The following is a 15630-nucleotide window of genomic DNA, read 5'->3' on the forward strand; positions in this document are numbered from 1 at the left end:
GGCCCGCACCAGGTTAGCGCAGGTCCTGATTTCACTAATGGCTAAATAAACCCATCTTTTTCTCGCTTAATCCGCGCTTTAGACCCGAAGGGTTTTGGCATCCTATGCTCAGAATTCCTGCCAGCTGAGGTATGTCGTGGCTGAAGAGAGCAACGAGGACAAAACAGAATCGCCCACCCCCCACCGACTTGAGAAAGCACGGCAGGAGGGGCAGATTCCGCGTTCGCGCGAGCTGACTTCGGTACTGATGCTGCTGGCCGGGCTGCTGATCATCTGGCTGGGCGGCCACAATATGGCGCAACGGCTGGCCAGCATGGTGGCCACCGGCTTCCGCTTCGACCACGGCATGGTCAACGACGATAAAATTATCGTCTCGCACATCGGCAACCTGGTGATGCAGGCGGTGATCGCGCTGCTGCCGCTGATGGCCGGGCTGGTGATCGTTGCCATCGCCGCGCCGATGATTCTGGGCGGAATCAACATCAGCGGAAAATCCATCAAATTCGATTTCAAAAAGCTCAACCCGTTACCGGGCATTGCGCGCATGTTCTCCGGTCAGACGTGGGCGGAACTGGTGAAGGCGATCCTCAAAGCGGTGCTGGTGGCGCTGGTGGCTGGCTGGTATCTGTGGAGTCACTGGCAGGAGATGCTGCGCCTGATGAGCGAATCGCCTGTGAATGCGCTGCAGCATGGCCTGTCGATGACCGCCATCAGCTGCGCGCTGGTGATGCTGGGTCTGATCCCGATGGTTGGCTTTGATGTGTTCTGGCAGCTCTACAGCTACTTCAAAAAGCTGCGCATGACGCGCCAGGAAATTCGCGATGAACACAAGCAGAACGAAGGCGACCCGCACGTTAAAGGGCGTATCCGCCAGGCGATGCGTGCCGCCGCCCGCCGCCGCATGATGGCCGACGTACCGAAGGCGGACGTTATCGTGACTAACCCGACGCACTACTCGGTGGCGCTGCAGTATCAGGAAGGCAAGATGAGCGCGCCGAAAGTGATTGCCAAAGGCGCCGGTGACATTGCCCTGCGCATTCGTGAAATCGCAAAAGAGCACCGCGTACCGATTCTGGAAGCGCCGCCGCTGGCGCGTGCGCTCTATCGTCATACGGAAATTGGCCAGTTTATTCCCGGCGCGCTCTATGCCGCCGTGGCAGAAGTGCTGGCGTGGGTCTGGCAGCTGCGACGCTGGAAGCGTGAAGGCGGCCTGATTCCAAACAAACCAAAACATCTGCCGGTCCCGGCAGAGATGGACTTTGCAGGAGAGAACACCAACCATGGCTAATCTGGCCGAAAAGCTGCGTTTACCGGGCAATTTTAAAGACACGCAATGGCAGGTGCTGGCTGGTCCGGTGCTGATCATGCTGATCCTGTCAATGATGGTATTGCCGCTGCCGGCGTTCATCCTTGACCTGCTGTTTACCTTCAACATTGCGCTGTCCATCATGGTGCTGCTGGTGGCGATGTTCACCCAGCGCACGCTGGAATTCGCTGCCTTCCCGACCATTTTGCTGTTCTCAACGCTGCTGCGTCTGGCGCTGAACGTCGCCTCAACGCGTATCATCCTGCTGGAAGGGCATACGGGGGCTGATGCCGCCGGGCGTGTGGTTGAAGCCTTTGGTCACTTCCTCGTCGGCGGTAATTTCGCCATTGGTATCGTGGTGTTCATCATCCTGGTAATCATCAACTTCATGGTCATCACCAAAGGTGCCGGACGTATCGCCGAAGTGGGCGCGCGTTTCGTGCTGGATGGTATGCCCGGCAAGCAGATGGCGATCGATGCCGATTTGAACGCCGGCCTGATTGGTGAAGACGAAGCCAAACGCCGGCGCACCGAGGTGACCCAGGAAGCAGATTTTTACGGCTCAATGGATGGTGCCAGTAAGTTTGTGCGCGGCGACGCCATCGCCGGCATCCTGATCATGGTGATCAACGTGATCGGCGGCCTGCTGGTGGGCGTGGTGCAGCACGGTATGGATCTCGGCCACGCCGGGGAAACCTATACGCTGCTGACCATCGGTGACGGCCTGGTGGCGCAGATTCCGGCGCTGGTGATCTCGACCGCTGCCGGTGTCATCGTTACCCGCGTCAGCACCGATCAGGACGTCGGCGAACAGATGGTGGGCCAGCTGTTTAACAATCCGCGCGTGCTGATGCTGAGCGCCGGCGTGATTGGCCTGCTGGGCCTGGTGCCCGGCATGCCGAACTTTGTGTTCCTGCTGTTCACCGCAGCGCTGCTCGGCCTGGCCTGGTGGCTGCGCGGCCGCGAAATGCAGCCGAAGAAGCAAAGTGAAGCCTCCAGCGTGGTGAAAACGCAGGAGACGCCGGCCACGGTCGAAGCCTCGTGGACCGACGTCCAGCTGGAAGATTCGCTTGGCATGGAAGTGGGCTATCGCCTGATTCCGATGGTCGATCATCTGCAAAACGGCGAGCTGCTCGGGCGTATCCGCAGTATCCGTAAAAAGGTGGCGCAGGAGGTTGGCTTCCTGCCACCGGTGGTGCACATTCGTGACAACATGGAGCTGCCGCCGGCGCGCTATCGCATCCTGATGAAGGGCGTGGAGATTGGCAGCGGCGATGCTTATCCGGGACGCTGGATGGCGATCAACCCGGGCACGGCGGCGGGCACGCTGCCGGGTGAAGCGACGGTGGACCCGGCGTTTGGCCTTGCGGCCATCTGGATCGACAGCGCGCTGAAAGAGCAGGCACAGATTCAGGGCTACACTGTAGTGGAAGCCAGTACCGTGGTGGCGACCCACCTTAATCACCTGATCGGCCAGTACGCCAGCGAGCTGTTTGGGCGTCAGGAAGCGCAGCAGCTGCTGGACCGCGTCACCCAGGAGATGCCAAAGCTGACGGAAGATCTGGTGCCGGGCGTGATTACCCTGACCACGCTGCACAAAGTGCTGCAAAATCTGCTGACCGAGCGCGTCTCGATCCGCGACATGCGCACCATTATCGAAACGCTGGCCGAACATGCGCCGGTGCAGAACGATCCGCAGGAACTGACCAGCGTGGTACGCGTCGCGCTGGGCCGCGCGATTACCCAGCAGTGGTTCCCGGGCAACGGCGAAGTGCAGGTGATTGGACTGGATGCCACACTGGAACGTCTTCTATTGCAGGCGCTGCAGGGTGGTGGCGGTCTGGAACCGGGTCTTGCCGATCGACTGCTGATGCAGGCGCAGGCCGCGCTGCAGCAGCAGGAGATGACCGGTGCGCCGCCGGTGCTGCTGGTTAACCATCCGCTGCGGGCGCTGCTGGCGCGCTTCCTGCGCCGCAACCTGCCGCAGCTGGTGGTGCTGTCCAATATGGAGCTGACCGATAACCGGCAGATCCGCATGACTGCTACCATAGGCGGCAAATAATGCGCGGCGTGACGCTCTCATGGCTGCTGGCAGCGCTGCTGGCGCTGCCGCTAACGGGCAAAGCCGCCAGCGGTGCGTGGCAGGCCAGCGCCAGCGGCCCGAGCCTTGGCGTGCGCGGCAACTGGCTGCTGTCGCCGGCGCTCAAAGCGCCCTCGGCGGCTCCAGGGACTATTTCGCTGGTGAACTGGCGCTACACGCTGAGCCGCCCGGCGCCATCTGGTCTGGTGGTGCGGCTGTGCGCCAGCCAGCGCTGCGTGGAGCTCGACGGCGCCAGCGGCAGCACACGCGGTCTCGCCAACGTGGCAGCCGATGAAACGCTGCATCTGGCTTTCGGCTTTCAGGGGCAGGGCGCGTTGCCGCCCGGCCTGCGGGTGGTGAGCAGTGAAGTGATGGTCAATTACCAATAGCAAATAGCCAATAGCCAATAAAAAACCCGCCGCAGCGGGTTTTTTTAAGCTTACATTCGCTCGACGGTTTTGATGCCCAGCGTATCCAGCCCCTGCTTCAGGGTTTTCGCCGTCAGCGCCGCCAGCTGCAGACGGCTATTGCGTACGTTTTCCTCTTCGGCGGAGAGAATCGGGCAGTGCTCATAGAAGCCCGAGAACAGACCGGCCAGATCGTACAGATAAGCACACATCACGTGCGGCGTGCCGTCGCGCGCGACCTGGGTGATGGTCTCTTCAAACTGCAGCAGACGGGTCGCCAGCAGCGCTTCGCGCTCGTCAGTCAGGATGATATCACCGTGCAGGCTGTCTGCCTCAATGCCCGCTTTACGGAATACCGAGAGCACACGCGTGTAGGCATACTGCATGTACGGCGCGGTGTTGCCTTCAAACGCCAGCATGTTGTCCCAGTCAAAGATGTAATCGGTGGTGCGGCTTTTCGACAGGTCGGCGTATTTCACCGCGCCAATGCCGACCACTTCCGCCAGCTCTTTCAGCTCTGCCGCGCTCATCTCCGGATTCTTCTCGCTCACCAGCGCATGGGCGCGCTCAACGGCTTCATCCAGCAGATCGGAGAGTTTGATGGTGCCACCGCTGCGTGTCTTAAACGGACGGCCATCTTTACCCAGCATCATGCCGAACGCATGGTGCTCCAGCGGCACTGACTCCGGCACGTAGCCCGCTTTGCGCACGATGGTCCACGCCTGCTGCAGATGCTGATGCTGGCGGGAATCGATGTAGTACAGCACGCGATCGGCATGCAGCGTTTCGTAACGATATTTGGCGCAGGCGATATCGGTGGTGGTGTAGAGATAGCCGCCATCCTTCTTCTGGATGATCACGCCCATCGGTTCACCTTCCTTGTTTTTGAACTCATCAAGGAAGACCACGGTGGCGCCTTCGCTGGTCACTGCCAGCCCTTTTTCGCGCAGATCGGCGACGATGCCCGGCAGCATGTCGTTATACAGGCTTTCACCCATCACATCCTTACGCGTCAGGGTAACGTTGAGGCGGTCATACACCTGCTGGTTCTGACTCATGGTGATATCCACCAGCTTTTTCCACATGGCGCGGCAATATTCGTCGCCACCCTGCAGTTTCACCACGTAACCGCGGGCGCGCTCGGCGAAGGCTTCGTCTTCGTCATAGGTGCGTTTCGCTTCGCGGTAGAAGGCTTCAAGGTCGGCCAGCGCGATATCTTCATGGTGCTCGTTCTGCTGCTTCTCCAGATAGGCGATCAGCATGCCAAACTGTGTGCCCCAGTCACCGACGTGGTTAGCGCGGATGACGTGATGACCGAGAAACTCCTGGGTGCGCACTGCGGCATCACCGATGATGGTGGATCGCACGTGACCGACGTGCATCTCTTTCGCCACGTTAGGCGCCGAGTAGTCAATCACGATAGTCTGAGGTGTCACTTCGCTGACGCCCATGCGTGGCAGCTGCAGCGCCTGCGCGGCCTGCTGTGCCAGCCACTGGCGGTCGAGGAAGATGTTGATAAAGCCGGGACCGGCGATGTCGACTTTGCTGGCGATACCAGCCAGATCCAGATGCTGAACTACCTGTTCAGCCAGCTGGCGCGGCACCTGACCGAGCTTTTTCGCCACGGCCATGATACCGTTCGCCTGGTAATCGCCGAACTGCACTTTTGCAGACTGACGAACCTGCGGTTCGCAATCGGCCGGTGCGCCTGCCGCCACCATCGCCTGACTGACTTTATCGGAAAGAAGAGCCTGAATATTCACCGCGTTACCTTCATATGCTGAAAAGGCCCGCCAGCTGAGGGCGAGCCGATGTCGTCATCCCGCGTGCGTGTCGGGACGGAAAAAATAAGAGGGGAAGTATACGTGAAATGTTGAGGTGCGTCAGCAATCGGTTATGGCTGCCAGTGGACGCAGGCCCGCGCGCCGGTTAACGGCGGCGCGGGTGGCGACGGGGATTTTTAACGCTTTTGTCTTCACGCACCTTCCAGTGGCGGGAAATTGCAAATCCCATCAAGGCTATCAGGACCGCGACAACAATGAGCATAGACATAGGGCCATTCCTTGTAGTTGTGAAACCCAAATTTATAAGAAAGGGTCAGCTACTGCAATTGATTGACGGGTAAATAAGAGTTATCTCATTGTATTAACTATTGTTAATAATAACAGTTGGTTAAGGCACTTTTATAAAGTAACGTGTGGACCTGATTACGCGATTAATCCGAAAGAGAGGGGCGATTTATGCGGTTTTTGAAGGTTTTTGGCGTGAAATCGGATGAATCCGAGCATTTTGTCAAGCGAAAGCTGCGGCAGCCCTGTTTTTTTATTGATTAAAAGATCTGAACTGAGTTTGAGGTATTTAACGTATGAATCTGGATTTTCCTTCAGAACTGAGTGATTTAAAACAAGACCTGTCCCGATTTGAACAGGCTTTGCAACACTTTGCGGCACGCCTCGGCCTTGACCTCACGCAGCATGAGGCGGACCACGTGGCGGTGCGCTGTCACCAGTTCGCCACGGCAGAACGCTGGAAAGCCGGGTTACTGCAAATCGGCGATCAGTTTTCCGAAGCGATGATCAACGGACGGCCGATCTGCCTTTTTAAGCTGCATCAGCCGCTGCGCATCGCGGGCTGGCAGGTGGATGTGATCGAGCTGCCTTGGCCCGGTGAGAAGCTGTATCGCCATGAGGGCTGGGAGCATGTGGAAATTGTGTTGCGCGGCGAGCCGGAAACGCTGGGCATGCGTGCGATGGCGTTGCTGGCAGATGAGGCGCTGACGCAGCCGGGCATCGCGTTTAAAACCAGCACGCCGCAGGGCGAAAATGAACGTCTGCCCAATCCGACCTTAGCGGTGACGGACGGGCAAACTACCATCAAGTTTCATCCGTGGCGGCTGGAGGAGATCGTTGCCAGCGAACAGGCTTAGCGCCGCGCTGCCACTGCCTGCTGCAGGCGCGATACCGCCTGCTGCAGGGTGGCGTGCGTGCAGCCAAAGTTGAAGCGCACGAAGCGATCGTCGCCGAAATCACGGCCCGGCGAGAAACCGAGACCGTGTTTTTCGAAATACAGCGCCGGGCTGGCGACATCCAGCTGGCTGGCGTCAATCCAGCCGAGGTAGCTGGCCTCTGGCGCGACCATGCTGAGTTCCGGCAGCGCATTCACCTGCTGCACCAGCCAGTCACGATTGGTGCGCAGGTAAACCAGCTGGTCCGCCAGCCATGCATCACCGCCGCGCCATGCGGCTTCCGCCGCTACCAGCGCCAGAATATCCACACCCGGTACAATGCCTTCACGCACCTGCTTAAAGCGTTTCCGCAGTTCGGGATGAGGGATAATGGCCATGGACGCACCCAGCCCGGCGATGTTGAAGGTTTTAGACGGCGAAATCAGGGTAATGCTGCGCTGGGCGGCGTCTTCGCTCAGCGAGGCAAACGGAATGTGCTGTACGCCAGGCGTTAACAGCAGGTCACAATGGATTTCATCGGAGCACACCAGCAAATCGTGGCGTTGGGCAAAGGCCAGCTGCGCCTCCAGCTCATCACGGCGGTAGACGGTGCCGCCCGGATTCTGCGGATTGCACAGCATGAGCAGTCGCTCGTTGCCCTGCATCTGGCTGTCATCCAGCTGCATCACCCAGCGATCCTGCTGTAACTGCAATGGCAGATTGACCTGAGCGCGCTGCGCCAGCCGCGCCGCCGCGCGAAACGGCGGATAAATCGGCGTCGGTGCCACGGTGCTCTGCGACGACTCGGTAAATGCCCGGACCGATAAATTCAGTCCGCTCACCACGCCCGGCAGCAACACAATCCATTCCGGCTCAATCTGCCAGCCATAGCGCTGGGCTAAGCGGGAAATAGTGATATCAATCAAACCGTGCGGCGTCGCGCCATAGCCGAAAACACCGTGGTCGGCACGCTGTTTAATGGCCTCAATGATGCACGGCGGCGAGCGAAAATCGGTGTCGGCAACCCACAAAGGCAACACATCGCGATCACCATATTTGTGCCATTTCAAACTATCGCTGTGACGACGGTCTATCCCTTGATCAAAATCGAATGCCATAGTGCGCTTTCCACGTAAACTGTCTGAATGAGCAGACTAACTGATGCACTCCTCCCGAGCCAGCAGTCATGAAAAGGAGCAAGGTATGACGAAACTGGAAATTTGTTGCTATGGCATCGACTGCGCAATGACTGCGCAGGCGTCCGGTGCCGATCGCGTGGAGCTGTGCAGTGCTCCGCGTGAAGGCGGACTGACACCTTCGGCGGGTATGCTGGAAGCCGCACAACGTGAACTGACCATTCCGGTCCACCCGATCGTGCGGCCGCGCGGCGGCGATTTTTGTTACACCGCACGCGAATTTGAGGTGATGAAATCGGACGTGGCGCGTATTCGCGAGCTGGGTTTTCCTGGCCTGGTGATTGGCATGCTGGACGAAGATGCGCACGTCGACACGGTACGCATGCAGCAGATTATGGCGCTGTGCGACGGCATGGCGGTGACTTTCCATCGCGCCTTTGATTTGTGCCACAGCCCGAAGCGTTCGCTGGAGGTGCTGACTGATTTAGGGATCGCCCGCATTCTGACTTCCGGTCAGCAGCAGAGCGCTGAAACCGGAATTGCATTATTACGGGAACTAAATGAATACAGCACCGGTCCAATCATTATGGCAGGGGCAGGCGTGCGCCTCAGCAATCTGCAAAAGTTCCTCGACAGCGGATTGCAGGAAGTCCACAGCTCCGCCAGCCGTGCCGTCGCGTCACCGATGCGCTACCGTAAAGCCGGTGTCTCGATGTGTTCTGAAGCGGAAACCGATGAATTCAGCCGCTCCTGTGTCGATGGCGATGTCGTCGAAGCCATGAAGAGCATGATGCAGATGAGCGTTGACCGGGTCGCCTGACCCGTACCAATTTTGCCGCGCAGCACGCCGAAAACCTGACGTGATGTTTGCAAGTACCAAACCCCAGTTCCTTGCTGGGGTTCTTTTTGTCTGCCGCTTCGCCATGAATAGCGCATTGGTGAAAAAGATGCTTTGATTACTCTATGGCTTAACGCGCGGATAACGCTGATGAAATCCCTCCCTTATGCTGTTGTGATTCTGCTGTTCCCCGTTGCCGGCGCGGCGCTGGCCGCCAGCAGCACCTGCCCGCCGCTGAGCAAAAATATCACCAGCAGCAACAACTGGATTATGCTGGGCGGCGACGCCAAAGGCGCGGTGCGCCAGGTGGTGGCCGGGGAGTTTGGTAAAGACGTCAACTCGCAGAAGCGCGTGCTCGGGCAGTTTGACCAGTGCGGCGATCTGATGGTGGCTGACATCACCTATGACAAAAGCGAAGGCAACGTGGTGCTGAGCATGGAGCAGCATATCGCGCGCGTGCAGCGCGGCTGGGTGGCTGACTATGCTTATCTGGTTAAAGTGACCCGCGCGGGCAAAGAGGAAGTGGTGGATAACCGGCAGGGCACTATCAGCTGGCAGATGGGGCAACACGGCAACATCATCAGCGCCTCGGACAAATTCACCAGCATGGGGAAAGAGGGCTTTACTGATACCACTTATCGCTACGATAAACACTTCCGGCTGGAAAAAAGTATTGCGCGCGGCAGCGATGCGCTGACTAACGGCGAGAATACCTGGCGCTGGAATCCGCAGGGGCTGGTGGTGGCATCCACCAGCGCGCGCAGTAAAGATACTTACAGCTACGATAATCAGTGGCGCGAACTGCGGCTGCACGGCACCTCGAGCACGCCGGTCAGCACTTTGCGCTCGGTGGATGAGTGCCAGTTGTGGGACGAGGTGGGCAATTGCACGCTGAGCTATTTGCATGAGACCGAAGTGTTTGCCAAAGGCACCATTGAGCGGCATCTGAGTTCGGCCTACAAATATCAGTACTGGGATCTTCCGGCGACGGACAATTGATGCGCCGTCGCGTATGCTGTTCTGTGCACAACCCGGGATCCCATCATGACACTGATCATTTCATTCCTTTTCGCCATTACCCTGCTTACGCTAACGCCCGGCTTCGATACCGCGCTGGTGCTGCGTTCAGCGGCTGCGCAGGGCTGGCAGCGTGCCTCAGTGACGGCATTGGGCGTTACGCTCGGCTGTCTGGTGTGGGGCGTGGCGGTCGGGCTGGGCTTAGGCGCGCTGCTGCTGGCTTCGGAAATGGCTTATAACCTGCTGAAAGGCATCGGTGCCGTGTACCTGCTGTATCTCGGCGTCAGACTACTGCTCAACCCGCGCAGTACGGTGGCCAGCGGGCAGGAGGGGCAAAAGCGGGAAGAGCGCTATCTTACCTGCTTCGCGCGTGGCCTGACCGGTAACCTGCTCAATCCCAAAGTCGGGGTTTTTTACGTCACTTTTCTGCCGCAGTTTATCCCGGCCGGCGGATCGGTGGCGCTGTGGTGCACGCTGATGGCGCTCACCCACATGGTGATTGGCTTAGTGTGGAACGCGGTATTGATTAGCGGCAGCCAGTACTTTGCCGGTCATCTGCGCCGTCCGGCAGTGTTAAAAGTGATGGATCGCCTGACCGGCTGCGTGTTTATTGGTTTCGCCGCGAAGCTGGAGCTGTCGCGGCATTAAGCGTCACGGTTTGCGCGCCACCAGCACGGCACGCAACGGGGCGGGATAGCCTTCAATCGTTTTGCTGCGGTCGTGCGGATCGAGGAACTCCGCCAGCGATTCGCTGGTCATCCAGTCGGTGCGACGCTGCTCTTCCACCGAGGTGATGGCGTAATCGGCGATGCGCACATCGACAAAACCGCACTTCTCCAGCCAGTTTTTCAGCGCCGCCGCAGACGGAATAAAGTAAACGTTGCGCATCTGCGCATAGCGTTCACCCGGTACCAGCACCGCGTTTTCATCGCCTTCAATCACCAGCGTCTCCAGCACCAGTTCGCCGTCGCTGACCAGCTGATTTTTCAGCTGCAGCAGATGGTCGAGCGGCGAACGCCGGTGATAGAGCACGCCCATGGAGAACACGGTATCGAACGCCTGCAGCGCCGGCAGCTGCTCAATGCCCAGTGGCAGCAGATGCGCACGGCGATCGTCACCCAGCAGCTTACGCACCGCTTCGAACTGGCACAGGAACAGCTGCATCGGATCGATACCGACCACCAGCTGCGCGCCGGCACCAATCATGCGCCACATGTGATAACCGCTGCCGCAGCCCACATCCAGCACGGTTCGACCCGCCAGCGAAGAGATATGCGGCAGCACGCGGTCCCACTTCCAGTCGGAGCGCCATTCGGTGTCGATGTCGCAGCCGTAGAGCGAAAACGGCCCTTTGCGCCACGGCATCAGGTTACGCAGCAGCTTTTCGATGCCGGCGCGCTGGCGATCGGTTAACGCGTCATGCTGCGCGCTGACGCTGTGCAGCAGATCGAGCTGCTGCGGCACCAGCAGCGGCAGATTGTCGACCGACTTCTCCCAGTTGCGAAAATGTCCGTGCAGGTTTTCACGCTGCCAGGCGGCGACCTGCGCCGGCAACACTTCCAGCCAGCTGGCGAGCGGTCCGGTAGCGATTTGCTGATAAAAACGGCCAAAATCAATCATTTCAACGCCACCAGTGAGCCAAAGTTAAAGCACTGGAACCATAGCTCGGCGTGGGCAAAGCCAGCGCTTTTCAGGCGGGCTTTATGCGTTTCCACGCTGTCCGTCAGCATCACGTTCTCCAGCATGCTGCGCTTCTGGCTGATCTCCAGCTCGCTGTAGCCGTTGGCGCGCTTAAAGTCGTGGTGCATGTTGAACAGCAGTTCGCCGACGTCGGCATCCTCAAAGCTGAACTTTTCCGACAGCACCAGCGCACCGCCCGGATTGAGGCCGGCAGCGATTTTTTGCAGCAGCGTCAGGCGCGCGTCCGGCTCGAGGAACTGCAGGGTAAAGTTGAGCACCACCAGTGAGGCGTTTTCGATGTGGATATCGCGGATATCCGCTTCCAGCACCTGCACCGGCGTAGCAGCGCGGAAGGCGTCGATGTGACGGCGGCAGCGTTCCACCATCGCCGGCGAATTATCGACGGCAATAATCTGGCAACCCGGTGCCTGAATATTGCGGCGCACCGCCAGCGTGGCCGCGCCCAGCGAGCAGCCGAGATCGTAAACCTGGCTGTTGGGCTGTACAAAGCGTTCTGCCAGCATGCCAATCATCGAAATGATGTTGGAGTAACCCGGCACCGAGCGCTGAATCATATCGGGAAAGACTTCAGCCACGCGCTCGTCAAAGGTCCAGTCGCCCAGTTTATCGATGGGCGCGGAGAATAGCGTATCGCGGTCAGACATAATGAATTATCCGGAGAGAAAACGGAAAGGGCGCTATTCTGGCAGAAACTGCCGCAGGCTGCACCCGTTTCCCTGCGTTTAGAACAGGCTGGATTGCTGTGGCCAGGCGGGCAGCGGGCGCAGCATCGGCTCCAGCTGTTGCAGCTGCGGCCAGAGCGCCTGCAGCAGCGGAAACACCGCGCCCATATCCGGCGTGTGGATGAACAGCAGCGGGTCGCTGTCGTGCTGCCAGTCCGCCAGTTTTTGCTGCCAGACATCAAACAGCGGCAGGCTCTCCTCCACGCTGTCGCTGCCGATAAAGCGCACCATCGGCTGACCGGCAGTGCGCACCGCGTGCGTCGGCACGCGCGGCTTTTGCGCGCGCGCATGCACGGCGGCCGGGCTGAGCGAGGCAGAGGCGTGCACCGGACGGCTGTCGAGAATCACCCGATTTACCCCGCGCTGATGCAGGCCGCGATTCAGCGCGCGCTCGGCTTCGCCTTTAGCAAAAAAGGCCGCATGGCGCACTTCCACGCCATAGTGAAAGCTGCGCGGCAGGCGATCGAGAAACGCCCATAAATCTGTCAGCTGCGCCGGTGAAAAAGCGGCGGGCAGCTGCAGCCAGTACTGGCCGATGCGCTGGCTGAGCGGATCCAGCAGGCGCAGAAATTCATTCACCAGCTCATCGCAGTTCTTCAGCGCCGCTTTGTGGCTGATGGTGTCAGGAAATTTAAAGCAGAAGCGAAAGGCGTCGTCAGTCATGTCATACCAGCGCTGCACCACTTCCGGTTTGGGCAGCGCGTAAAGCGTGGTGTTGCCTTCGACGCAGCCGAACAGCCGGGCGTAATCCGCCAGGGTTTCGATACCCAATACTCTCCAGTTGGCGTGCTGCCATTGCGGTAATCCAATACGAAGTGTCAAAACTGCTCCTGCCTGCTGTGGCGCGGAAAATGCGCCGTACGTTACCTGGTTTTGCCACGGGCAGGAACCGATCGCGCGGCAAACGCTGACGATTTGTCCGCTTTGCGCGGGATCTGCTTATCCTGCCTGCCATTTTCCATTATAATAGCCGCCTTTTTTGCGGCAGCATCTCAGAAGGTTACGCGGCCTGATGCTGTCTGGCAGCAGCGGCGAAGTTAAAAGGATACGTTATGCGTACAGAATATTGCGGACAGCTCAATCTGTCTCATGTGGGTCAGCAAGTTACTCTCTGCGGCTGGGTCAATCGCCGTCGCGATCTCGGCAGCCTGATTTTTATCGATATGCGTGACCGCGAAGGCATTGCGCAGGTGTTTTTCGATGCCGATCATCAGCAGGCTTTCCAGCTGGCGTCTGAACTGCGTAATGAATTCTGTATCCAGATCACCGGTACCGTGCGTGCGCGTGAAGAGAAAAACCGCAACAGCGACATGGCCACCGGTGACATCGAAGTGTTTGCCCATGAGCTGAATATTATCAACCGCGCAGAACCGCTGCCGCTGGACTCTAACCAGACCAACAGCGAAGAAGCGCGTCTGACCTATCGCTACCTCGACCTGCGTCGTCCGGAAATGGCACAGCGTCTGAAAACCCGTGCCAGAATTACCAGCTTCGTGCGCCGCTTTATGGACGGTGAAGGTTTCCTCGACATCGAAACCCCGATGCTGACCAAAGCCACGCCGGAAGGCGCGCGTGACTACCTGGTGCCGAGCCGGGTGCACAAAGGTAAATTCTACGCGCTGCCGCAGTCACCGCAGCTGTTCAAACAGCTGCTGATGATGTCTGGTTTTGACCGCTACTATCAGATCGTCAAATGCTTCCGTGACGAAGACCTGCGTGCAGACCGTCAGCCGGAGTTCACCCAGATCGACGTGGAAACCTCATTCATGAGCGCCGAGCAGGTGCGCAGCGTGATGGAACAGATGATCCGTGAACTGTGGCTGGACATCAAAGGCGTCGACCTTGGTGACTTCCCGCAAATGACCTTCGCCGAAGCGATGAACCGCTATGGTTCGGATAAGCCAGACCTGCGTAACCCGATGGAGCTGGTGGACGTTGCTGACCTGCTGAAAAGCGTTGAATTCCAGGTGTTCGCCGGTCCGGCAAACGACCCGAAAGGTCGCGTCGCGGCGCTGCGCGTGCCGGGCGGTGCCGCCCTGACGCGTAAGCAAATCGACGAATACGGCAGCTTTGTCGGCATTTACGGTGCCAAAGGTCTGGCGTGGATGAAGATCAATGCGCGCGCAAGCGGTTTCGACGGCGTGCAGAGCCCGGTGGCCAAATTCCTGACGCCAGAGATCGTTGAAGCTATTCTGCAGCGTACCGACGCGCAGGACGGCGACCTGATCTTCTTCGGCGCCGACCGTGCCAAAGTGGTGGCGGATGCGCTGGGTGCACTGCGCCTGAAAGTGGGCCGTGACCTGCAAATCACCAATGATAAAGCCTGGGCCCCGCTGTGGGTTGTCGACTTCCCAATGTTCGAAGAGGACGACGAGGGCGGCCTGGCGGCGATGCACCATCCGTTCACCTCGCCAAAAGCGTTGACGGCGGAACAGCTGGCGGCCGATCCGACGCAGGCGGTGGCTAACGCCTACGATATGGTGATCAACGGTTACGAAGTAGGCGGCGGTTCGGTGCGTATCCACAGCGGCAATATGCAGCAGACAGTGTTTAGCATTCTGGGCATCAGCGAAGAAGAGCAGCGTGAGAAGTTTGGCTTCCTGCTGGATGCGCTGAAGTTCGGTACCCCGCCGCACGCAGGTCTGGCATTCGGCCTTGACCGTCTGACCATGCTGCTGACCGGCACCGACAATATCCGCGATGTGATTGCGTTCCCGAAAACCACCGCGGCGGCCTGTCTGATGACTGAAGCGCCAAGCGAAGCCAATCCGGCGGCGCTGGCGGACCTCGGTATCCAGATCGCGCCGAAGAAAGTCACTCCAGAGACGAAATAATGGGCTATAAACACCCGGTATCGGTGCTGGTGGTGATTTTTGCGCAAGATACCGGCCGGGTGTTAATGCTGCAGCGGCGCGATGACCCCAGCTTCTGGCAGTCGGTTACCGGCAGCCTGGAGCCGGGCGAAACGCCGGCGCAAACGGCGCAGCGCGAAGTGGCTGAAGAGCTGGCGATTGATATCGCCGCAGAGGGGCTGGTGCTGGAAGATTGCCACAAACAGATTGAGTTTGAGATCTTTCCGCACTATCGCCATCGCTATGCGCCGGGCATCACGCATAACCGGGAACACTGGTTCCGGCTGGCGCTGCCCGCCGAACGCCAGCCACTGCTGAGCGAGCACCTCGCCGCACAGTGGCTGACACCGGCCGCCGCCGCCGCACTAACCCGCTCGTGGAGTAATCGTCAGGCAATCGACGAATTTATCTGAATGCCCGCCACCGCGCGTTTTTCCGGTGGTTTTATCGTTAAATTACAGACATACGGTGTAAATCGAAAGATTTGCACCGCTAAAATAGAACAGTCAGGCGTCATCAGCGCAGCAAGGTTGTTTACCGCCAGCGCACAGCAACCGGAGCGTACATGAGTACGTGAGGATTGCGCGCACTGCCGGGGGACAAGATTGCCAGCAAGATAGCCTGCAC

General features: G+C 59.0%; 15 protein-coding genes. 9 read left to right on the plus strand and 6 right to left on the minus strand.

The genetic code is table 11. The features are described 5' to 3' along the window. Positions 1–136: 136 nt before the first annotated feature. From flhB to F3I21_RS00335, 3 genes are read left to right on the plus strand one after another with little or no spacing between them, the layout of a single operon-like run. Positions 137–1288: a flagellar biosynthesis protein FlhB gene (gene flhB, locus F3I21_RS00325; protein WP_021509953.1), complete on the plus strand. Its 1152-nt coding sequence runs from the start codon at positions 137–139 to the stop codon at positions 1286–1288. After that, a complete protein-coding gene (gene flhA / locus F3I21_RS00330) occupies positions 1281–3368 on the plus strand; it encodes a flagellar biosynthesis protein FlhA (protein ID WP_021509954.1) in 2088 nt (695 codons plus the stop codon). The genes flhB and flhA overlap by 8 nt, the downstream gene beginning before the upstream one ends. Then, positions 3368–3775: a flagellar protein FlhE gene (locus tag F3I21_RS00335; RefSeq protein WP_104188954.1), complete on the plus strand. Its 408-nt coding sequence runs from the start codon at positions 3368–3370 to the stop codon at positions 3773–3775. The genes flhA and F3I21_RS00335 overlap by 1 nt, the downstream gene beginning before the upstream one ends. A 50-nt stretch (positions 3776–3825) precedes the next feature. Here the strand turns inward: F3I21_RS00335 and argS are convergent, their stop codons facing one another. Together argS and F3I21_RS23485 are read right to left on the minus strand one after the other, a co-directional pair. Continuing rightward, the gene (gene argS / locus F3I21_RS00340) at positions 3826–5556 is read right to left on the minus strand and encodes an arginine--tRNA ligase (RefSeq protein WP_150057869.1); all 1731 of its coding nucleotides are present in this window, start codon (positions 5554–5556) and stop codon (positions 3826–3828) included. 166 nt (positions 5557–5722) lie between these two features. Next, positions 5723–5845, minus strand: a complete 123-nt coding sequence (locus F3I21_RS23485) for a hypothetical protein (RefSeq protein ID WP_007889544.1) — start codon at positions 5843–5845, stop codon at positions 5723–5725. Between the two features lie 313 nt (positions 5846–6158). Here F3I21_RS23485 and F3I21_RS00345 point away from each other — a divergent pair, with 313 nt between their 5' ends. Further along, positions 6159–6719, plus strand: a complete 561-nt coding sequence (locus F3I21_RS00345; protein ID WP_058774574.1) for a VOC family protein — start codon at positions 6159–6161, stop codon at positions 6717–6719. On the opposite strand, the gene F3I21_RS00350 is transcribed toward F3I21_RS00345, so the two are convergent. Next, a complete protein-coding gene (locus F3I21_RS00350) occupies positions 6716–7855 on the minus strand; it encodes a MalY/PatB family protein (RefSeq protein ID WP_150057871.1) in 1140 nt (379 codons plus the stop codon). The genes F3I21_RS00345 and F3I21_RS00350 overlap by 4 nt on opposite strands. 85 nt (positions 7856–7940) lie before the next feature. Here F3I21_RS00350 and cutC point away from each other — a divergent pair, with 85 nt between their 5' ends. The 3 genes from cutC (at position 7941) to F3I21_RS00365 (ending at position 10376) form a co-directional block, all read left to right on the plus strand. Beyond that, entirely contained in the window at positions 7941–8693 is a 753-nt protein-coding gene (cutC, locus tag F3I21_RS00355) for a copper homeostasis protein CutC (RefSeq protein ID WP_021509959.1), read from the plus strand. A gap of 168 nt (positions 8694–8861) precedes the next feature. Next, a complete protein-coding gene (locus F3I21_RS00360) occupies positions 8862–9710 on the plus strand; it encodes a hypothetical protein (protein WP_150057873.1) in 849 nt (282 codons plus the stop codon). 45 nt (positions 9711–9755) lie between these two features. Beyond that, positions 9756–10376 carry a LysE family translocator gene (locus F3I21_RS00365; protein ID WP_150057875.1) on the plus strand — a complete coding sequence of 207 codons (621 nt, stop codon included), beginning with the start codon at positions 9756–9758 and terminating at the stop codon, positions 10374–10376. A gap of 3 nt (positions 10377–10379) precedes the next feature. On the opposite strand, the gene cmoB is transcribed toward F3I21_RS00365, so the two are convergent. From cmoB to F3I21_RS00380, 3 genes are all read right to left on the minus strand, one after another. After that, on the minus strand, positions 10380–11348 hold the full coding sequence (cmoB, locus tag F3I21_RS00370; protein ID WP_150057877.1) for a tRNA 5-methoxyuridine(34)/uridine 5-oxyacetic acid(34) synthase CmoB: 969 nt from the start codon (positions 11346–11348) through the stop codon (positions 10380–10382). Continuing rightward, entirely contained in the window at positions 11345–12073 is a 729-nt protein-coding gene (gene cmoA / locus F3I21_RS00375; protein ID WP_058757507.1) for a carboxy-S-adenosyl-L-methionine synthase CmoA, read from the minus strand. Before cmoA ends, cmoB begins: the two co-directional genes overlap by 4 nt. Before the next feature lie 78 nt (positions 12074–12151). Next, positions 12152–12973: a DUF72 domain-containing protein gene (locus F3I21_RS00380; RefSeq protein WP_150057879.1), complete on the minus strand. Its 822-nt coding sequence runs from the start codon at positions 12971–12973 to the stop codon at positions 12152–12154. 230 nt (positions 12974–13203) lie between these two features. On the opposite strand from F3I21_RS00380, the gene aspS reads away from it, so the two are divergent. Then, complete coding sequence (gene aspS / locus F3I21_RS00385; protein WP_058757509.1) at positions 13204–14985, plus strand: aspartate--tRNA ligase; 1782 nt, start codon at positions 13204–13206, stop codon at positions 14983–14985. Then, on the plus strand, positions 14985–15416 hold the full coding sequence (gene nudB / locus F3I21_RS00390) for a dihydroneopterin triphosphate diphosphatase (RefSeq protein ID WP_058771222.1): 432 nt from the start codon (positions 14985–14987) through the stop codon (positions 15414–15416). Before aspS ends, nudB begins: the two co-directional genes overlap by 1 nt. Positions 15417–15630: the final 214 nt, after the last annotated feature.

It is taken from the genome of Pantoea sp. B_9 (assembly GCF_008632015.1).
GTDB lineage: Bacteria > Pseudomonadota > Gammaproteobacteria > Enterobacterales > Enterobacteriaceae > Pantoea > Pantoea dispersa.